Source organism: Agrobacterium salinitolerans (assembly GCF_002008225.1).
In the GTDB taxonomy this organism is placed as follows: Bacteria; Pseudomonadota; Alphaproteobacteria; order Rhizobiales; family Rhizobiaceae; genus Agrobacterium; species Agrobacterium salinitolerans.
This window is the reverse complement of sequence record NZ_MRDH01000006.1, coordinates 582925-602708: the sequence shown is the minus strand read 5'-3', so window position 1 is coordinate 602708 and position 19784 is coordinate 582925. Positions and strand designations below refer to the sequence as shown.

Below are 19784 nucleotides of genomic sequence, written 5' to 3'. Positions count from 1 at the left end.
ACCCAAGGGGGATTAAAATGGCGTTCCGATTTTCTCAAATGGCTTTGACTGCAGCTCTGCTTGCGTCCGCGGCCATCCCGGCCGCTGCCGAGCCGGTTTTCAACCGCATTGCATCGTTCCCGGTGGCGAAAAACCTTCCGGCGGACAAGGACGCCAAGTCTGTCACTTCGGCTGAAATCATCACCGCCAGCGAAGACGGCAAGACGCTGATTTATTCGGACAGCCCGCTTGGCGGCATCGGTTTCATCGACATCACAGACGCCAAGGCTCCAAAGGCCGGCGGCGCATTGTTGCTGGAAGGCGAGCCGACCTCCGTTGCCGTTGCCGGTCTCAAGGTACTGGCTGGCGTCAATACGTCGGAAAGTCGTGCCAAGCCTTCCGGCAAGCTGGTGACGGTCGATCTCGCCACGAAGAAGGTTGAGGCAAGCTGCGACCTCGGCGGCCAACCCGATTCCGTCGCCGTTTCCCCGGACATGACTTTTGCCGCCATTGCGATCGAAAACGAGCGCGATGAAGAGGTGAACGAAGGCGCCCTGCCGCAGATGCCAGCCGGTTACCTCGTCACCGTCGGCCTGAAGGATGGTGTTGCCGACTGCGCGACGCTGAAGAAGATCGACGTTACCGGTCTCGCTGAAATTTCCCCGGAGGATCCGGAACCGGAATTTGTTTCCATCAACGCCAATGGCGAGATCGCGCTGACGCTGCAGGAAAACAACCATATCGTCATCATCGACGGCAAGACCGGCACGGTGAAGACGCATTTCTCCGCCGGCAAGGTCGATCTTGAAGGCATCGATACGAAGACCGACGGCCAGCTGAAGTTCACCGACAAGCAGGAAGGCCGCAAGCGCGAGCCGGATGCCGTGAAGTGGCTGGACAATGACCGTATCGTCATCGCCAATGAGGGCGACTGGCAGGGCGGTGCGCGCGGCTTCACCATTTTCGACAAAACCGGCAAGCTTCTTTATGAAGCCGGTGCTTCGCTCGAACACGCGGTTGCGGCCATCGGCCACTATCCGGAAAAACGTTCCAAGGCCAAGGGCATCGAGCCGGAAGGTCTGGAGACGGCAACCTTCGATGGCCAGAAGTATTTCTTCGTTCTTGCCGAGCGCGCCTCGGTCGTTGCCGTCTATAAGGATACCGGTGCAGAGCCGCAACTGACGCAGCTCCTGCCTTCGGGCATTTCGCCGGAAGGTGCTGTTGCCATTCCCGCGCGCAACCTTCTCGTCACCGCCAACGAGGCCGATCTGGTCGAGGATGGCGGTGCACGTTCGCATGTCATGCTCTATGAACGTGCGGAAGGCCAGGCGGCCTATCCGCAGCTCGTCTCCGCCACCGTCGATGGCGCGCCGATCGGTTGGGGTGCTCTTTCAGGCCTTGTTGGTGATGCCGAAAAGCCCGGCATTCTCTACGCCGTGTCCGACTCGGTCTATGGCAACCAGCCGTCGATCTACACCATCGATGCCACCAAGAAGCCCGCTACCATCACCAGCGTCCTGCGCGTCAAGCGTGATGGCATCGCGGCCCAGAAACTCGATATTGAAGGTATTACCCTCGATGGTAAGGGCGGCTTCTGGCTGGCTTCTGAGGGCGATAGCGCCAAGCTCGTCCCGCACGCGCTCTACAATGTCAACGCCAAGGGTGAGATCAAGGCCGAGATCGCCCTGCCGAAGGAATTGCTTGCCGGTGACACCCGCTTCGGTTTCGAAGGCGTGACCATGGTCGGCAAGGGAGACGACGCCACGCTGTGGATGGCCGTGCAGCGCGAATGGGGCACGGACGAGAAGGGCTTCGTCAAGCTCGTCTCCTATAATCCGAAGTCCAAGGAGTGGGGCGCTGTGCGTTACCCGCTCGACAAGACCGAGGCAGGCTGGGTCGGCCTTTCTGAAATCACCGCGCAGGGCGACTATGTCTATATCATCGAGCGCGACAATCAGATCGGCGACAAGGCCAAGATCAAGAAGCTCTACCGCGTTGCTATCGCCGACCTGAAGCCGGGCAAGATCGGCGGTGAGCTGCCGCTGGTAGCCAAGCAGGAAGCGCATGATTTCCTTCCCGATCTCAAGGCCCAGACCAATGGCTACGTCGTCGACAAGCTGGAAGGCTTCACCTTTGACAAGGCGGGAACCGCCTACGCCGTGACAGACAATGACGGCGTCGATGATTCCTCCGGCGAGACGCTGTTCTTCAAGGTTGAGATGAAGGCGATCAACTGATTGCGCCGAACTGTATCGAAAAAAGAGAAAAGCCGGGCGATGCCCGGCTTTTTATTTGGCGAGGAGAGCCACCTGGGCTGTCGCCAATCTTGAACGACCCATCAAGAGGCACGCCGTAATATCGGTATCGCTCTCTCAGTATCGAATCTTTATAAATTTCGTCCAGATGCCGTCCCTAAAAATGTCGCGGACCGATCCTGACGGATCAGCGTCCCATGGACTTTGGACTTTTGGGAGTGTCTTGTTTTTCCGAATCCTGCTGGACCCAGCGGAAAAAAATATAAACAGGCAGCGCAATAAGCGCGAGTGTTACAAACGCGTCGATCGACATGGCTTCATCCATCAGTTCAACCGTTCATCATGAAACGGTGCGCAAACAATGCCTGAAATCTCTTTAGAAAGTCTGAATCTTCCTTATTTTCCGGTATGTTGCGGGGTGATACAGGGGGCAGCCGAGCTGTCGGAATATGGAACAGCAGTACCGATTTGGCATGGTGTAACTGGAGAAAAGCGATTCCAGCGGTTGGGAATCATGACAACGCTTCACCGCCCGCAGTAAGGGCAGGGGGCGATAATTCCGAATACTCGAGGGCTTATCGCATCGCGAACGCAAACACGAAGAATTTCGGTTTCACGGGTGATATTTAAATCTTCTGGAAAAATGGTGGGCGATGAGAGACTCGAACTCCCGACATCCTCGGTGTAAACGAGGCGCTCTACCAACTGAGCTAATCGCCCTTCGCGTCTTGCGGATCATGTCCGCCGCGTCGGTGGCCGTGATGTATTCGGATCGGAAAAAAACCGCAAGGGCTTTTGTGAAGTTTTTTTGTTTTTTTTAGGCGAGGTTTTTCCCTCCGCCGAAGAGGAGGGGTAAAAAGCCTGGAACTGCGGGCTTTTTGGCAAAACCAGAAGCCGACGACGCCTTTCTGGCCTTGGGGAAATGCCGTTGGAGAAGCCGCCGGCTGTGGACAAGTTTTTTGTTTTCGTTGGGAAAAGCCCGCAAAACAGGGCGTTTGCGGCAATCGCGTTCACAGCCCGTCCGGTTTTTCATGATCAAAATGAAGAAGCTTATTCTTTTGTCGTGAAACCTGCTTGACACCCCCGCACGAACGCCGTAGTTAGCCGCTCAACGAACAGCCGAGGCTGGTTCGTACGGCGGAACCAAGGTTCTGTCGGTCAGGATAAGCGGGTGTAGCTCAGTTGGTTAGAGTGCCGGCCTGTCACGCCGGAGGTCGCGGGTTCGAGCCCCGTCACTCGCGCCATCCTGTTCCTCGGAAAATACGCAGGCGAATGTCTGTGGAGCGCGGGTGTAGCTCAGTCGGTTAGAGTGCCGGCCTGTCACGCCGGAGGTCGCGGGTTCGAGCCCCGTCACTCGCGCCATTTCTTCTTCATGAAATGTCTCTTAAAAGAAAATAAAGCGCTCGTCGCGCGTCTCTGTTTTTGACCGTTCCGGCGTCTGATTCCGGGCTCTCCAGTCATGATTTTTCCTGCCTTTTTTTATCAAGTTTCGATTTCCCGATATCGTCACTTCGCCGCCTTCCGGACGTAAAATTCGTGTGACTTTTTTGCGGTTGCGTCGTTCAATCGATTATTATTGTATTTGAGGGGCTTAGGCCGGAATTGTGGCCCAAATTTGCGTCAATTCCGGCAATATTGTTGCCAATCAATGCGGCAGGTGTCTTGAAATGGATGCTAAACTCTTGCAGAGAGGGCGCGGCTGCGCTAACCACTTTGGCGTTGCAACATATTTGTCCGTTCTTTGAGACTTGGGTCGCAAAGGCAGGCCCGGCGCCCGGCCGGGCAAGGAAGAGACCATGACTGAACTCCTCAGTTCCTACATTCCGATCGCAATCTTCATCGGTATCGCTCTCGTCATCGGCCTGGCGCTTCTGATCGCGCCTTTCGCTGTCGCCTATAAGGCGCCGGACCCGGAAAAGCTTTCGGCTTTCGAGTGCGGTTTTAACGCCTTCGACGACGCCCGCATGAAGTTCGATATCCGCTTTTATCTGGTTTCGATTCTGTTCATCATCTTTGACTTGGAAGTCGCCTTCCTGTTTCCTTGGGCGGTGTCTTTCGGCGAGATGGGCTGGTTCGGTTTCTGGTCGATGATGGTGTTCCTTCTCGTCCTCACCATCGGCTTTATCTATGAGTGGAAGAAGGGAGCGCTGGAATGGGCATGAGCCAGAACAACAGCACGCTCGTTGCGCCGCAGCCGAAGGGGATCATCGATCCCTCGACCGGCAAGCCGGTTGGCAGCAACGATGCCTACTTCACGGAAATCAACGACGAGTTGGCCGATAAGGGCTTCCTCGTGACATCGACCGACGAGCTGATCACCTGGGCGCGCACAGGCTCGCTGATGTGGATGCAGTTCGGTCTTGCCTGCTGCGCCGTCGAAGGCCTGATGCAGGCTTCCGGCCCGCGTTACGACATGGAGCGCTTCGGCGTTGCTCCGCGCGCTTCACCGCGCCAGTCGGACGTGATGATCGTTGCCGGCACGCTGACCAACAAGATGGCGCCCGCTCTGCGCAAGGTCTATGACCAGATGCCTGAGCCGCGTTACGTCATCTCCATGGGTTCCTGCGCCAATGGTGGCGGTTATTACCACTATTCCTACGCCGTGGTGCGCGGTTGCGACCGCGTCGTGCCGGTGGATATCTACGTTCCGGGCTGTCCCCCCACGGCGGAGGCGCTGCTTTACGGCGTGCTTCTGCTGCAGAAGAAAATCCGGCGTACCGGTACGATCGAGCGCTAAGGGCAAAGGACGGATTAAGTAATGAGCGAAGCTCTCAACGATCTTGCTGCTTACGTTAAGGAAGCGCGCGGTTCCCTCGTGGTGTCTGCCGATATCGCCTATGGCGAACTGACGCTGAACACGACGCCTGAAAGCGTGATCGCGCTTTTGACCTTCCTGCGTGACGACGTGCAGTGCGGTTTCGTCAATATCATCGATATCTGCGGCGTTGACTGGCCGCAGCGCGAAAAGCGTTTCGATGTCGTCTACCATCTGCTGTCGCCGCGCCAGAATCTGCGCGTGCGCGTCAAGCTGCAGGTGGCGGAAGACGAAGGCGTTCCTTCATCGACCTCCGTCTACATGGGCGCGGAGTGGTTCGAGCGCGAAGCCTGGGACATGTATGGCATTCCTTTCGAGGGCCATAAGGACCTGCGCCGCATCCTCACGGACTATGGTTTCGAAGGCCATCCGCTGCGCAAGGATTTTCCGGTTACCGGCTTTGTGGAAGTGCGTTACGATGACGTTCTGAAACGGGTTCTTTATGAACCGGTCGAACTGAAGCAGGAATTCCGCAATTTCGATTTCCTTTCCCCTTGGGAAGGAACGGAATATGTTCTCCCGGGTGACGAAAAGGCCAAGCAATGAGCGAAGCCCCCGCGACAGAGCATGGACAATGTCTTTGCGGCGCCGTCGGCTTCACAGCCACGCTCGGTGCCCGCGAATTCGGCGTCTGCCATTGCTCCATGTGCCGCCGCTGGTCCGGCGGTGCGTTTATGGCTGTCGAATGCATTGATATCGCCTTTGAAAACGAGCAGAGCCTCGGCGTTTATTCTTCGTCGGAGTGGGGCGAGCGTTGTTTCTGCAAGAATTGTGGCAGCACGCTGTTGTGGCGTTCCAAGGATGGCAAACATTTTGCCGTTTCGCTGCAGGCGTTCGACAAGCCGTCCAGCTTCACCTTCGCGCAGCAGATTTTTACGGATGAAAAGCCTTCGAGCTATTCTTTCGCTGAGACCACGCAGAACATGACCGGCCCCGAATTCATCGCCATGATCACCTCGGCGGAGCACTAGAATGACTGAGCATAACGTCCGCAATTTCACGATCAACTTCGGTCCGGAACATCCCTCCGCGCACGGCGTGCTGCGTCTGGTTCTGGAACTGGACGGCGAAATCGTTGAGCGCGTCGATCCGCATATCGGTCTGCTGCATCGCGGCACTGAAAAGCTGATCGAGACCAAGACCTATCTGCAGGCCGTTCCTTATTTCGACCGTCTCGATTACGTCGCGCCGATGAACCAGGAACACGCTTTCGCGCTCGCCGTCGAAAAGCTGCTGGGCCTCGAAATTCCAATGCGCGGCCAGTTGATCCGCGTTCTCTATTCGGAAATCGGCCGCATCCTGTCGCACATCATGAACGTCACCACGCAGGCCATGGACGTCGGCGCCATGACGCCGCCGGTCTGGGGCTTTGAAGAACGCGAAAAGCTGATGGTGTTCTACGAGCGCGCCTGTGGCGCCCGCATGCACTCGGCTTACGTTCGTCCGGGCGGCGTCCATCAGGACCTGCCGCCGGAACTGGTTGATGATATCGGCAAGTGGTGCGATCCGTTCCTGAACGTTCTCGACAATATCGAAGGTCTTCTAACGGACAACCGCATCTACAAGCAGCGTAACGTCGATATCGGCGTCGTGTCGCTGGAAGATGCGTTTGCCTGGGGCTTCACGGGTGTGATGGTGCGTGGATCCGGCGCTGCCTGGGATCTGCGCCGTTCGCAACCTTACGAGTGCTATTCTGATCTCGAATTCGACATTCCGGTCGGCAAGAACGGCGACTGCTACGACCGTTACCTGATCCGCATGCAGGAAATGCGCGAATCGGTAAAGATCATGAAGCAATGCGTCGATCTTCTCTCCGGCAAGCATCGCATCGGCCCGGTCTCCTCGCTGGATGGCAAGGTGGTTCCGCCGAAGCGCGGCGAGATGAAGCGTTCGATGGAAGCTCTGATCCATCACTTCAAGCTCTATACCGAAGGTTATCACGTTCCCGCCGGCGAAGTTTACGCCGCCGTCGAAGCGCCGAAGGGCGAATTCGGCGTTTACGTTGTCGCCGATGGCTCGAACAAGCCCTACCGCTGCAAGATCCGCGCGCCGGGTTACGCCCATTTGCAGGCGATGGATTTCCTGTGCAAGGGCCATCAGCTCGCCGACGTTACAGCCGTACTCGGCTCTCTCGACATCGTGTTCGGGGAGGTCGACCGCTGATGCGTCTGCCGCTGGCCATTCCGGCTTTTCTCGCTGCGATGTCTACTCCCGTTTTCGCCCAGACGGCGACGGACGAGGGCGGAGTATCGCTGTCGAGCGGCGGCTCTTCGACCATCAAGCAGCTTCTGTCTTCGGGATACGAGATCAAGGCCTCGGTTCCCAATGGCAGCAAGTTCATCGTGTTCATGCAAAAAGACAAGGCGGCTTATGCCTGCGAATTCGTCACGGTGGCGAGATCGCGGTGTGAGACGTTAAACTGAAAAGGCGTGAGGAAGTATGTCCGTTCGTCGACTAGCCGAAGATCAGTTCCAGCCCGTGGCTTTTGCCTTCAATGCGGAAAACACCGCATGGGCTGAAAAGACGATCAAGAAATATCCCGAGGGACGCCAGCAATCGGCGGTGATCCCGCTGCTCATGCGTGCGCAGGAGCAGGACGGCTGGGTTACCCGCGCCGCCATCGAGAAAATCGCCGACATGCTGGATATGGCCTATATCCGTGTTCTCGAAGTGGCGACCTTCTACACCCAGTTCCAGCTGAAGCCGGTTGGCACGCGCGCCCACGTTCAGGTGTGTGGCACCACGCCCTGCATGCTGCGCGGCTCGGAAGCGCTGATGGATGTCTGCCGCAAGAAGATTCACCACGATCCGTTGCACACCAACGAGAGCGGCACGCTTTCCTGGGAAGAAGTGGAATGTCAGGGCGCCTGCGTCAACGCGCCGATGGTCATCATTTTCAAGGATGCCTATGAGGACCTGACGCCCGAGCGTCTGGAAGAGATCATCGACACGTTCGAGGCAGGCAAGGGCGACACGGTCAAGACCGGCCCTCAGATCGACCGCCACCAGTCGGTCCCGGTCGGCGGCCTGACGACGCTGACGGAAGAGATCAAGCCGGACCGTTCCAATCTCGACAAGCCGGCCGAAGCGCCTGCGGACGCCGCGTCAGTTCCGCCGTCCAATGCCGCCAAGCCGAAGACGGACGCCCCGGAAACCGATCCGAAGCTGAAGACGCCTGCGACCGCACCGAAGGCTGCCGAAGCGAATGCAAAGACCGCCGAAAAGGAAGCTTCGGGATCTGCGAAGCCGTCGCTCGATCCCAAGGATCGTCCGGCCGCTATCGAAAAGCCCGCAACGCCCGACGACCTGAAGCTCATTTCCGGCGTCGGTCCGAAGATCGAAGGCACGCTGCACGAGCTCGGCATCTTCACCTATGCGCAGATCGCCGGCTGGAAAAAGGCCGAATGCGACTGGGTCGACGGTTATCTGAATTTCAAGGGCCGCATCGAACGCGATGAGTGGATCAAGCAGGCCGAGGCGCTCGCCAAGGGTGGCGAAGCCGAGTATATCAGGGTCTTCGGCAAGAAGCCGCGGTAAGAGGTGAAGCATGTTAAAAGATCAGGATCGCATCTTTACCAATCTCTACGGCCTCAAGGACAAGTCCCTGAAGGGTGTGCTTGCGCGCGGCCATTGGGACGGCACCAAGCAGATCATCGAAAAGGGCCGTGACTGGATCATCAACGAGATGAAGGCTTCCGGCCTTCGCGGTCGCGGCGGCGCTGGCTTCCCGACGGGTCTCAAGTGGTCCTTCATGCCGAAGGAGAATGACGGCCGTCCGCATTATCTCGTCGTTAACGCCGACGAATCCGAACCCGGCACCTGCAAGGACCGCGAAATTCTGCGCAACGATCCGCATACGCTGATCGAAGGCTGCGTGATCGCCGGTTTCGCCATGGGCGCGCATACCGCCTATATCTACGTGCGCGGCGAATACATGCGTGAGCGTGAAGCGCTTCAGGCGGCTATCGACGAGTGCTACGATGCCGGCCTGCTTGGCAAGAACAACAAGAACGGCTGGGATTTCGACATCTACGTCCATCACGGCGCCGGTGCCTATATCTGCGGCGAAGAGACGGCTCTGCTCGAAAGCCTTGAAGGCAAGAAGGGACAGCCGCGCCTGAAGCCGCCGTTCCCGGCCAATATGGGTCTTTACGGCTGCCCGACGACCGTCAACAACGTTGAATCGATCGCCGTTGCGCCGACCATCCTGCGACGTGGCGCTGCATGGTTCTCGTCCATCGGCCGTCCGAACAATGTCGGCACCAAGCTGTTCATGGTGTCAGGCCATGTCGAGCGTCCGTGCACCTTCGAAGATGCGCTGGGCCTGTCCTTCCGTGAGCTGATCGAACACCATTGCGGTGGCATTCGCGGCGGTTGGGACAATCTGCTCGGCGTTATTCCCGGCGGCGCATCCTGCCCCATCGTGCGCGGTGAGGACATGAAGGACGCCATCATGGACTTTGACGGCATGCGCGAAGTGAAGTCCTCCTTCGGCACCGGCGGCATGATCGTCATGGACAAGTCCACCGACGTCATCAAGGCGATTGCCCGCATCGCGGCCTTCTTCAAGCATGAAAGCTGCGGCCAGTGCACGCCGTGCCGCGAAGGCACGGGCTGGATGTGGCGCGTGCTGGAACGCATGGTCAAGGGCAACGCGCAGAAGCGCGAAATCGACATGCTGTTCGAAGTGACGAAGCAGATCGAAGGCCATACCATCTGTGCGCTCGGCGACGCCGCCGCATGGCCGGTACAGGCGCTGATCCGCAATTTCCGTCCGGAAATCGAAAAGCGCATCGACCAATATACCTACAGGGCCATGGATGATGGCGCTGTTCTGGAAGCCGCTGAGTAAGCATCAAAGGCTTCGAGCGGAGCCGGAATTTCCGGCCTCGCGACACCATGAAGCGTCTGGCATACGACACGAGTGCCGGGTGTGATTAAGGATTTGTTGCGGACCGTGTGAGACATGGGACGAACAGGCAACAGGACGTAAGTAGAACCATGGCAAAGCTCAAGGTTGACGGTAAAGAGATCGAGGTTCCGGATCATTTCACGCTGTTGCAGGCGTGCGAGGAGGCTGGCGCCGAAGTTCCGCGCTTTTGTTTTCATGAGCGCTTGTCGGTCGCGGGTAACTGCCGCATGTGTCTCATCGAGGTGAAGGGCGGACCGCCCAAGCCGGCCGCTTCCTGCGCCATGGGCGTGCGCGACGTTCGCGGCGGCCCGAACGGCGAATTGCCTGAAGTTTTCACCAACACGCCGATGGTCAAGAAGGCCCGCGAAGGTGTGATGGAATTCCTGCTGATCAATCACCCCCTGGATTGCCCGATCTGCGACCAGGGCGGCGAGTGCGACCTGCAGGACCAGGCTATGGCCTTCGGTATCGCCGGATCGCGTTATGCGGAAAACAAGCGCGCGGTTGAAGACAAATATATCGGCCCGCTCGTCAAGACGGTGATGAACCGCTGCATCCACTGCACGCGCTGCGTCCGTTTCACGACCGAAGTAGCCGGCATTGCCGAACTCGGCCTGATCGGCCGCGGCGAGGATGCCGAAATCACCACCTATCTCGAGCAGGCCATGACCTCGGAGCTGCAGGGTAACGTCGTTGACCTCTGCCCGGTCGGCGCTCTCACCTCCAAGCCTTTCGCTTTCACTGCCCGTCCGTGGGAACTGAACAAGACCGAAACCGTCGACGTGATGGACGCTCTCGGTTCGGCCATCCGCGTCGATACCCGTGGGCGCGAAGTCATGCGTGTCATGCCGCGCGTTAACGAGGCGATCAACGAAGAGTGGATCTCCGACAAGAGCCGCTTCATCTGGGACGGCCTGAAGACCCAGCGCCTCGACCGGCCTTACGTCCGCAAGGACGGCCGTTTGCAGCCCGCAACCTGGGGCGAAGCTTTTGGCGCGATCAAGAACGCAGTGGCTGCGACATCCGGTTCCAAGATCGGCGCGATCGCCGGCGATCTGTCTTCCGTTGAAGAAATGTTCGCGCTGAAGTCGCTTCTCGCGTCGCTCGGCTCCGCCAATGTCGATTGCCGCCAGGACGGCGCAGCGCTCGATCCGTCACTTGGCCGCGCCAGCTACATCTTCAATTCCACCATTGAAGGCATCGAACAGGCCGACGCCCTGCTGATCGTTGGTTCCAACCCGCGTTTCGAAGCGGCCGTGCTCAACGCCCGCATCCGCAAGCGCTGGCGTCGTGGCGGTTTCCCGATCGGTGTGATCGGTGAAGCCGGTGAGCTGCGCTACAATTACGAATATCTCGGCTCGGGCGCGGAAACGCTGTCTGATCTGGCCAATGGTTCGCACAGCTTCATCGACAAGCTGAAGTCCGCCAAGAACCCGCTGATCATCATCGGTCAGGGCGCATTGTCCCGTACGGATGGCGCTGCCGTACTGGCCGTCGCTGCCAAGCTGGCTACGTCGGTCGGCGCTGTCACCGAAGAGTGGAACGGTTTCTCCGTTCTGCACACTGCCGCTGCCCGCGTTGGCGGTCTCGATATCGGTTTCGTGCCGGGCGAGGGCGGTGTTGCTGCTGCCGAAATGGTAACGTCCATGGACGTTCTCTTCCTGCTCGGCGCCGATGAACTCGACTTCTCGAACAAGGGTGCGAAGTTCACCGTCTATATCGGCAGCCATGGCGATCAGGGCGCGATGAACGCCGACGTCATCCTTCCGGGTGCGGCCTATACCGAAAAATCCGGTATCTGGGTCAACACCGAAGGCCGCGTTCAGGTGGGCAACCGCGCCGGTTTCGCACCGGGCGAAGCCCGCGAAGACTGGGCGATCCTGCGTGCACTGTCCGACGTTCTCGGCAAGAAGCTGCCGTTCGATTCGCTGTCTGCCCTGCGCGGCCAGCTCTACGTCGCGCATCCGCATTTGGCGGAAACCGACGAGATCGTCGCCGGCGAGGCCGCGGATATTGAGGCGCTGGCCGGCAAGACCGGCTCGCTCGTGAAGTCGGCGTTTGCCTCGCCGGTAAAAGACTTTTATTTGACGAACCCGATTGCGCGCGCATCCGCCGTCATGGCCGAGTGCTCCGCATTGGCCCGCAACAATTTCCAGGCTGCGGCAGAGTAAGGGTAGGGGATTTATGGAACAGTTTTTCTGGAGCTACGTCTGGCCCGCGCTGATCATGGTCGGCCAGTCCCTGCTGCTTCTCGTTTGCCTTCTGGTATCCATCGCGTTCCTGCTGCTAGCCGACCGTAAGGTCTGGGCGGCCGTGCAGCTGCGCCGTGGTCCGAACGTCGTTGGTCCCTTCGGTCTCTTCCAGTCTTTCGCCGACCTGTTGAAGTTCATCCTGAAGGAACCGGTCATTCCGGCCGGCGCCAATAAGGCCGTTTTCCTTCTGGCGCCGCTGGTTGCGGTGACGCTGGCGCTTTCCACCTACGCGGTCATTCCCTTCGCCGATGGCTGGGTTGTCGCCAATATCAATGTCGGCATTCTCTACATCTTCGCGATTTCGTCGCTTGAAGTGTACGGCATCATCATGGGCGGCTGGGCTTCGAACTCGAAATATCCTTTCCTCGGCGCGCTGCGTTCCGCTGCGCAGATGGTGTCCTATGAAGTCTCGATCGGCCTCGTCATCGTCACCGTTCTGCTCTGCGTCGGCTCGCTGAACCTGACGGACATCGTGCTTGCCCAGAAGACCGGCCTCGGTACGATGCTCGGCCTGCCGCCATCGTTCCTCGACTGGCACTGGCTGTCGCTGTTCCCGATGTTCATCGTGTTCTTCATTTCTGGCCTTGCCGAAACCAACCGTCCGCCCTTCGACCTTCCGGAAGCGGAATCGGAACTGGTCGCCGGTCACATGGTCGAATACGGCTCCACGCCCTACATGATGTTCATGCTCGGCGAATATGCTGCGATCGTCCTGATCTGCTGCCTGACGACGATCCTGTTCATGGGCGGCTGGCTGCCGATCGTGGATGTATGGTTCCTGAACTGGGTTCCGGGCATCGTCTGGTTCGCGCTGAAGGGCTGCATGGTCTTCTTCATGATCGCTCTCACCAAGGCATTCGTTCCGCGTTACCGTTATGACCAGCTCATGCGTCTTGGCTGGAAGGTGTTCCTGCCGCTGTCGCTCGCCATGGTCGTTATTGTTGCATTCGTATTGAAGCTGACGGGGTGGGCCGGTTGATGTCTGAACTCCTCGCTCAAAGATCTGGAGACTGAGATGGCAAGCCTCTCCCAAGCCGTCAACTCGCTGTTCCTCAAGGAATTCGTTGGCGCGATCCTGCTGACGATGCGCCACTTCTTCAAACAGAAGGCGACGATCAATTATCCTTTCGAAAAGGGTCCGGTCTCGCCGCGCTTCCGTGGTGAACACGCGTTGCGCCGTTATCCGAACGGTGAAGAACGCTGCATCGCCTGCAAGCTGTGTGAAGCTATCTGTCCTGCCCAGGCGATCACCATCGAAGCCGGTCCGCGCCGCAATGACGGCACCCGCCGCACGGTGCGTTACGATATCGACATGGTGAAGTGCATTTATTGCGGTTTCTGCCAGGAAGCCTGCCCGGTCGATGCCATCGTCGAAGGCCCGAACTTCGAATTCGCGACGGAAACCCGCGAGGAGCTTTATTTCGACAAGCAGAAGCTTCTCGACAATGGCGACCGCTGGGAGCGTGAAATCGCGCGCAACCTCGCACTGGATGCGCCTTACCGTTAAGGTGCAACCGTCTTTCCGGGGGCGACCCCGGAGAGCGATGAAAAGTAAAATGCCTGCGCGGTTTTCGCCGGCGGGGACGAAACGGGTGAGGGGCCTTCGAGCCATCTTTGCCCGATGAGGACAAGAAGGCACCAACATGGGTCTGCACGCTGTATTCTTTTATATATTCGCTTTCGTCGCCGTGGCGTCTGCGTTCATGGTCATCGCATCGAAGAACCCTGTTCATTCGGTGCTGTTTCTGATTTTGACCTTCTTCAACGCGGCCGCGCTGTTCCTGCTGACGGGCGCCGAATTCCTCGGCATGATCCTGCTGGTGGTTTATGTCGGCGCGGTGGCGGTGCTGTTCCTCTTCGTCGTGATGATGCTGGACGTGGATTTTGCCGAGCTGCGCTCCGGGGTGCTGCAATATGCACCTGTCGGCGCGCTGATCGGCGTCATCCTGGCTGCGGAACTGATCGTTGTGGTCGGCGGCAGCATGCTGAACCCGATTGCGGCAAAGTCCATCACTATGCCCATCCCGCCTGTGACCGAACGCACCAATACGGCCGCACTCGGCGATGTGCTCTATACCAATTACGTCTACTTCTTCCAGCTCGCCGGTCTCGTGCTGCTGGTGGCCATGATCGGCGCCATCGTGCTGACCCTGCGTCATCGCACCGACATCAAGCGGCAGGATATCTCCACGCAGGTTGGCCGCGACCCGAAGACCGCCGTTACCACGGTCAAGGTCAAGCCGGGTCAGGGCATCTGAAGGCGAACGGATCCAAGGAAACAGAATATGGAAATCGGTCTTTCCCACTACCTGACGGTCAGCGCCATCCTCTTCACGATCGGCGTCTTCGGCATCTTCCTCAACCGGAAGAACGTCATCGTCATCCTGATGTCGATCGAGCTTATCCTGCTGGCGGTCAACATCAACATGGTGGCGTTCTCGGCGTTCCTGAACGATATCGTCGGCCAGGTCTTCGCTTTGTTCATTCTGACCGTTGCGGCCGCCGAAGCGGCCATCGGTCTTGCAATACTCGTTGTCTTCTACCGCAACCGCGGATCGATCGCCGTCGAAGACGTCAATATGATGAAGGGCTGATAAGGCTATGATCTACAAGGCTATCGTCTTTCTTCCCCTGATCGGCTTCCTGATCGCCGGCCTGTTCGGCCGCTCCATCGGTGCCAAGGCTTCGGAATATGTCACCACCGGTCTGATGATCGTGGTCGCCATTCTGTCGTGGATCGTCTTCTTCTCCGTAGCGCTTGCCCATGGCGAGCCGGGCGAGGTGATCAAGGTCACCGTGCTGCGCTGGATCCAGTCCGGCGGCATTGATGTCGAATGGGCATTCCGCATCGATACGCTGACGGCCGTCATGTTCGTCGTGGTCAACACCGTCTCGACGCTCGTGCATCTCTATTCGATCGGATACATGCACCACGATCCGCATCGTCCGCGCTTCTTCGCCTATCTGTCGCTCTTCACCTTCGCCATGCTGATGCTGGTGACTTCCGACAACCTGCTGCAGATGTTCTTCGGCTGGGAAGGCGTGGGTCTGGCGTCCTATCTGCTGATCGGTTTCTGGTTCAAGAAGCCGTCCGCATCGGCCGCCGCCATGAAGGCTTTCATCGTCAACCGCGTTGGCGACTTCGGCTTCATTCTCGGCATTGGCGGCGTATTCGTGTTGTTCGGCTCGATCAATTTCGAAACGATCTTCGCTGCCGCCGCGACCTATCTGCCGGCTGAGGGTGCTGCTTCCACTGATACGGTCATCAACCTGTTCGGTATGCATCTGGACAAGGCCAATGCGATGACCGGCGTCTGCCTGCTGCTCTTCATGGGCGCGATGGGTAAGTCGGCGCAGTTCCTGCTGCACACCTGGCTTCCGGACGCGATGGAAGGCCCGACCCCGGTGTCTGCCCTCATTCACGCCGCAACCATGGTCACCGCCGGTGTCTTCCTCGTCGCTCGCATGTCGCCGCTGTTCGAACTGTCGCATGATGCCTTGACCGTCGTGACGCTGATTGGCGCGATCACCGCCTTCTTTGCGGCAACCGTCGGCCTCGTGCAGAACGACATCAAGCGCGTGATTGCCTACTCGACCTGCTCGCAGCTCGGTTACATGTTCGTGGCGCTCGGCGTCGGTGCTTATGGCGCTGCCGTGTTCCACCTCTTCACGCACGCCTTCTTCAAGGCGCTGTTGTTCCTGTGCGCCGGCTCGGTCATCCATGCCGTCGATGGCGAGCAGGACATGCGTTACATGGGCGGCCTGCGCAAGCATATCCCCATTACCTTCTGGACCATGACTGTCGGCACTCTGGCGCTGACCGGCGTTGGTATTCCGGGCACGATGATCGGTTTTGCCGGCTTCTTCTCGAAGGACGTCATCATCGAATCCGCTTACGCGTCCCATTCGGTTCTGTCCGGTTTTGCCTTCACGCTGCTGGTCATCGCCGCCCTGTTCACCAGCTTCTATTCCTGGCGTCTGGCCTTCATGACCTTCTTCGGCAAGCCACGCGCTTCTGCCGACGTCATGCACCATGTGCATGAATCGCCGATGGTCATGCTGATCCCGCTCTTCATCCTCACCGTCGGCGCGATCTTTGCCGGTGTTGCCTTCGAAGGTTATTTCTTCGGCCACGAATATGCCGAGTTCTGGAAGGGCGCTCTGTTCACGCTTCCGGAAAACGAGATCCTCGAAGAGTTCCACCACGTTCCGCTGTGGGTGAAATGGAGCCCGTTCGTCGCAATGACGCTTGGTTTCGTGACCGCCTGGTACATGTACATCAAGTCACCCGAGACGCCGAAGCGTCTCGCAGCGACCCACCGTGGCCTCTACCAGTTCCTTCTGAACAAGTGGTACTTCGACGAACTCTATGACTTCCTCTTCGTTCGTTCCGCAAAGGCGCTTGGCCGCTTCCTGTGGAAGAAGGGCGACGTCGCCGTGATCGACCATTACGGACCGAACGGCATTGCAGCGCGTGTGGTTGACGTGACCAACCGCATGGTTCGCCTGCAATCCGGTTACCTCTATCATTATGCCTTTGCGATGCTGATCGGCATCGCGGCGCTTGTCACCTGGATGATGCTCGGGAGTGCCCTCTGATGACCGATTGGCCCATTCTTTCAACGGTCACCTTTCTGCCGCTCGTCGGCGTGGTGCTCCTGCTTCTGACGAATGAGAACGGCCCCTATGGTCGCCGCAACATTCTCAACGTCTCGCTGCTGACAACGGTCTTCACCTTCATCGTGTCGCTGTTCATCTGGATCGGGTTCGACAATTCGAACCCCGGTTTCCAGATGGTCGAAAAGCATCAATGGTTCGGCAACATCGCCGCCTATCATCTGGGCGTCGACGGCATCTCCATGCTCTTCGTCATCCTCACCACCTTCCTCATGCCGTTCTGCGTGCTGGCAAGCTGGGATTCGATCGAGAAGCGCATCAAGGAATACATGATCGCCTTCCTGCTTCTGGAAGTCGTCATGATAGGCGTCTTCGTGGCGCTGGATACCGTTCTCTTCTACGTCTTCTTCGAAGCGACGCTGATCCCGATGTTCATCATAATCGGCGTGTGGGGTGGCAAGGATCGCGTTTACGCCTCCTACAAGTTCTTCCTCTACACGCTGCTCGGCTCGGTTCTGACCATGCTCGCCATCATGGCCATGTATTGGCAGGCCGGCACGACCGATATGACGGAACTGCTGAAATACGGCTTCCCGGCGGGAATGCAGACCTGGCTATGGCTTGCCTGTTTCGCCGCCTTCTCGGTGAAGATGCCGATGTGGCCGGTGCACACCTGGCTACCGGATGCCCACGTTCAGGCCCCGACCGCAGGTTCGGTCATCCTGGCCGGCGTCATGCTGAAGCTCGGCGGTTACGGTTTCATCCGCTTCTCGCTGTCGATGTTCCCCTTAGCGTCGGATTACTTCGCTCCCTTTGTCTTCACGCTGTCGGTTCTCGCCATCATCTACACCTCGCTGGTGGCGATGATGCAGGACGACATCAAGAAGCTGATCGCCTATTCCTCCGTTGCCCACATGGGTTATGTGACCATGGGCATCTTTGCCGCCAACGTTCAGGGCGTGCAGGGCGCGATCTTCCAGATGCTGTCGCACGGTATCGTGTCGGGCGCGCTCTTCCTCTGCGTCGGCGTTGTTTATGACCGTCTCCATACCCGCGAGATCGCGGCCTATGGCGGCCTCGTCAACAACATGCCGAAATATGCCGTGGCCTTCATGATCTTCACCATGGCCAATGTCGGTCTGCCCGGCACGTCCGGCTTCATCGGTGAATTCCTGACGTTGATCGGTGTTTTCCGCGCCAACACGCTGGTCGCACTCTTTGCCGCCACCGGTGTTATCCTCTCGGCCGCTTATGCGCTGTGGCTCTATCGCCGCGTGATCTTCGGTGCGCTGGAAAAGGAAAGCCTGAAGAGCCTGCTCGATCTGTCGACCCGCGAGAAGGTCATCCTTTATCCGCTGGTCGTGCTGACGATCTTCTTCGGTGTCTATCCGGCACCGGTGTTCGATGCGACAGCCGCATCGGTCGATCTTCTGGTAAACAACTATTCGGCTGCACTGCAGGCGGCGCAAAATGTTGCGCTCTCTATGAATTGACGACAGGACCCGTTGGACATGACCGCTGAAATCCTTTTTGCCAGTCTGCACATTGCGACGCCCGAGCTGATCCTTGCGGTCGGCGCGCTGGCGCTGCTCATGATTGGCGTCTTCTCGGGCGACAAGTCGACAACGACGGTCACCGGCCTTGCCGTTGCCCTCCTGCTCGTCGTCGGTCTCTGGATCATCTTTGCCCCCGCTTCGGGCGTGGCCTTCGGCGGTGTCTACATCGCCGATACCTTCGGTAATTTCATGAAGGTGCTGGCGCTGATCGGCTCCATCACCGCCATGATCTTGGCCGTCGGCCAGGGCCGTTTCGAACCCATCGGCCGTTTCGAATATCCGGTGCTGCTGGTGCTCGCGACGCTCGGCATCCTGCTGATGATCTCGGCCAATAACCTTATCTCGCTCTACATGGCGCTGGAACTGCAGTCGCTGGCGCTTTACGTCGTCTGCGCCATCAACCGTGAGAGCCTGCGCTCCACGGAAGCAGGCCTGAAGTATTTCGTGCTCGGCGCGCTGTCTTCCGGTATGCTGCTTTACGGCATGTCGCTGGTCTACGGTTTCACCGGCAATACCGGCTTCACCGAAATCGCGCAGGTTCTGGCATCGGAAACCCGTTCGCTCGGCCTCGTCTTCGGTCTGGTCTTCGTTCTCGCCGGTCTGGCGTTTAAGATTTCCGCTGTGCCGTTCCATATGTGGACGCCGGATGTTTATGAAGGCGCACCGACCCCGGTTACGGCCTTCCTGTCGGCTGCACCGAAGATCGGCGCCATGGCGATCCTCGTTCGCATTGTCATCGAGGCGTTCCAGCCGGTCTTCGCCGACTGGCAGCAGATCGTCGTGTTCATCTCCATCGCCTCGATGTTGCTCGGCTCTTTTGCCGCGATCGGTCAGAAGAACATCAAGCGCCTGATGGCTTATTCTTCGATCGGTCACATGGGTTATGCGCTGGTCGGTCTTGCTGCGGGCACTGAAGCCGGTGTTGCTGGCGTCATTCTCTACATGACCATCTACATGGTCATGACGCTCGGCACCTTCGCCTGCATTCTCTCCATGCGCCGCAAGGAGATCGGCAATGTCGAAACCGTCGAGGATTTGGCCGGTCTGTCGTCCTCCAACCCCTTCATGGCGGTTGTTCTGACCATCCTGATGTTCTCGCTTGCCGGTATTCCGCCGCTCGCCGGCTTCTTCGGCAAGTACTACGTCTTCCTGGCCGCCATCGAAGCGAAGCTCTATCCGCTCGCCATCATCGGTGTGATCGGCTCGGTCGTCGGCGCTTATTATTATATCCGCGTCGTCAAGGTCATGTGGTTCGATGAGGCCAAGGACAAATTTGAGCGTCCGTCGGGTGAATTGAAGGTGGTTTACGCGCTTTCGGCTCTCTTCACCGTCGCCTTCATCGTCTTCGGCGGTGCGCTTGGCAACGCCGTCACTGCTGCGGCGAAGACCTTCTTTTGA

19 protein-coding genes and 3 tRNA genes are annotated in these 19784 nt (G+C 58.5%); 20 read left to right on the top strand and 2 right to left on the bottom strand.

Going from position 1 to position 19784, the window contains the following annotated elements:
• The first annotated feature begins 17 nt into the window (after positions 1 to 17).
• Positions 18 to 2216, top strand: a complete 2199-nt coding sequence (locus BS627_RS06965; RefSeq protein WP_077982455.1) for an esterase-like activity of phytase family protein — start codon at positions 18 to 20, stop codon at positions 2214 to 2216.
• Between the two features lie 205 nt (positions 2217 to 2421).
• Here BS627_RS06965 and BS627_RS24505 read toward each other — a convergent pair whose 3' ends face one another.
• Positions 2422 to 2559 carry a hypothetical protein gene (locus BS627_RS24505; RefSeq protein ID WP_165691159.1) on the bottom strand — a complete coding sequence of 46 codons (138 nt, stop codon included), beginning with the start codon at positions 2557 to 2559 and terminating at the stop codon, positions 2422 to 2424.
• 319 nt (positions 2560 to 2878) lie between these two features.
• Positions 2879 to 2954: transfer RNA gene (locus BS627_RS06960), tRNA-Val, on the bottom strand.
• Positions 2955 to 3162: 208 nt separating this feature from the next.
• On the opposite strand from BS627_RS06960, the gene BS627_RS24500 reads away from it, so the two are divergent.
• The 19 genes from BS627_RS24500 (at position 3163) to nuoN (ending at position 19784) form a co-directional block, all read left to right on the top strand.
• On the top strand, positions 3163 to 3312 hold the full coding sequence (locus BS627_RS24500) for a hypothetical protein (protein ID WP_161596349.1): 150 nt from the start codon (positions 3163 to 3165) through the stop codon (positions 3310 to 3312).
• A gap of 89 nt (positions 3313 to 3401) precedes the next feature.
• Positions 3402 to 3478, top strand: a tRNA-Asp gene (locus tag BS627_RS06955).
• A gap of 41 nt (positions 3479 to 3519) precedes the next feature.
• Positions 3520 to 3596 (top strand) — tRNA-Asp (locus tag BS627_RS06950).
• 434 nt (positions 3597 to 4030) lie between these two features.
• Complete coding sequence (locus BS627_RS06945) at positions 4031 to 4396, top strand: NADH-quinone oxidoreductase subunit A (protein WP_003496469.1); 366 nt, start codon at positions 4031 to 4033, stop codon at positions 4394 to 4396.
• Positions 4387 to 4971 (top strand): NuoB/complex I 20 kDa subunit family protein, encoded by a 585-nt coding sequence (locus tag BS627_RS06940; RefSeq protein WP_003496467.1) that lies wholly within the window; start codon positions 4387 to 4389, stop codon positions 4969 to 4971. Before BS627_RS06945 ends, BS627_RS06940 begins: the two co-directional genes overlap by 10 nt.
• A gap of 21 nt (positions 4972 to 4992) precedes the next feature.
• On the top strand, positions 4993 to 5595 hold the full coding sequence (locus tag BS627_RS06935; RefSeq protein WP_003496465.1) for an NADH-quinone oxidoreductase subunit C: 603 nt from the start codon (positions 4993 to 4995) through the stop codon (positions 5593 to 5595).
• Entirely contained in the window at positions 5592 to 6020 is a 429-nt protein-coding gene (locus BS627_RS06930; RefSeq protein WP_077982454.1) for a GFA family protein, read from the top strand. Before BS627_RS06935 ends, BS627_RS06930 begins: the two co-directional genes overlap by 4 nt.
• Position 6021: 1 nt before the next feature.
• A complete protein-coding gene (locus BS627_RS06925) occupies positions 6022 to 7212 on the top strand; it encodes an NADH-quinone oxidoreductase subunit D (protein WP_077982453.1) in 1191 nt (396 codons plus the stop codon).
• On the top strand, positions 7212 to 7472 hold the full coding sequence (locus BS627_RS06920; RefSeq protein ID WP_077982452.1) for a hypothetical protein: 261 nt from the start codon (positions 7212 to 7214) through the stop codon (positions 7470 to 7472). Before BS627_RS06925 ends, BS627_RS06920 begins: the two co-directional genes overlap by 1 nt.
• Before the next feature lie 16 nt (positions 7473 to 7488).
• Positions 7489 to 8586: an NADH-quinone oxidoreductase subunit E gene (locus BS627_RS06915; protein WP_077982451.1), complete on the top strand. Its 1098-nt coding sequence runs from the start codon at positions 7489 to 7491 to the stop codon at positions 8584 to 8586.
• Between the two features lie 10 nt (positions 8587 to 8596).
• Positions 8597 to 9901 carry an NADH-quinone oxidoreductase subunit NuoF gene (gene nuoF, locus BS627_RS06910; protein ID WP_077982450.1) on the top strand — a complete coding sequence of 435 codons (1305 nt, stop codon included), beginning with the start codon at positions 8597 to 8599 and terminating at the stop codon, positions 9899 to 9901.
• A 149-nt stretch (positions 9902 to 10050) separates the two neighbouring features.
• Complete coding sequence (gene nuoG, locus BS627_RS06905; RefSeq protein ID WP_077982449.1) at positions 10051 to 12132, top strand: NADH-quinone oxidoreductase subunit NuoG; 2082 nt, start codon at positions 10051 to 10053, stop codon at positions 12130 to 12132.
• 13 nt (positions 12133 to 12145) lie between these two features.
• Complete coding sequence (nuoH, locus tag BS627_RS06900; RefSeq protein ID WP_077982448.1) at positions 12146 to 13192, top strand: NADH-quinone oxidoreductase subunit NuoH; 1047 nt, start codon at positions 12146 to 12148, stop codon at positions 13190 to 13192.
• A gap of 36 nt (positions 13193 to 13228) precedes the next feature.
• Positions 13229 to 13720, top strand: a complete 492-nt coding sequence (gene nuoI / locus BS627_RS06895) for an NADH-quinone oxidoreductase subunit NuoI (RefSeq protein WP_077982447.1) — start codon at positions 13229 to 13231, stop codon at positions 13718 to 13720.
• 136 nt (positions 13721 to 13856) lie between these two features.
• Positions 13857 to 14471, top strand: a complete 615-nt coding sequence (locus tag BS627_RS06890) for an NADH-quinone oxidoreductase subunit J (RefSeq protein ID WP_003521517.1) — start codon at positions 13857 to 13859, stop codon at positions 14469 to 14471.
• Positions 14472 to 14498: 27 nt separating this feature from the next.
• The gene (nuoK, locus tag BS627_RS06885) at positions 14499 to 14807 is read left to right on the top strand and encodes an NADH-quinone oxidoreductase subunit NuoK (RefSeq protein ID WP_003521516.1); all 309 of its coding nucleotides are present in this window, start codon (positions 14499 to 14501) and stop codon (positions 14805 to 14807) included.
• A 7-nt stretch (positions 14808 to 14814) separates the two neighbouring features.
• Entirely contained in the window at positions 14815 to 16812 is a 1998-nt protein-coding gene (nuoL, locus tag BS627_RS06880; RefSeq protein ID WP_077982446.1) for an NADH-quinone oxidoreductase subunit L, read from the top strand.
• A complete protein-coding gene (locus BS627_RS06875; protein WP_063951192.1) occupies positions 16812 to 18323 on the top strand; it encodes an NADH-quinone oxidoreductase subunit M in 1512 nt (503 codons plus the stop codon). Before nuoL ends, BS627_RS06875 begins: the two co-directional genes overlap by 1 nt.
• Positions 18324 to 18341: 18 nt before the next feature.
• The gene (gene nuoN / locus BS627_RS06870) at positions 18342 to 19784 is read left to right on the top strand and encodes an NADH-quinone oxidoreductase subunit NuoN (RefSeq protein WP_077982445.1); all 1443 of its coding nucleotides are present in this window, start codon (positions 18342 to 18344) and stop codon (positions 19782 to 19784) included.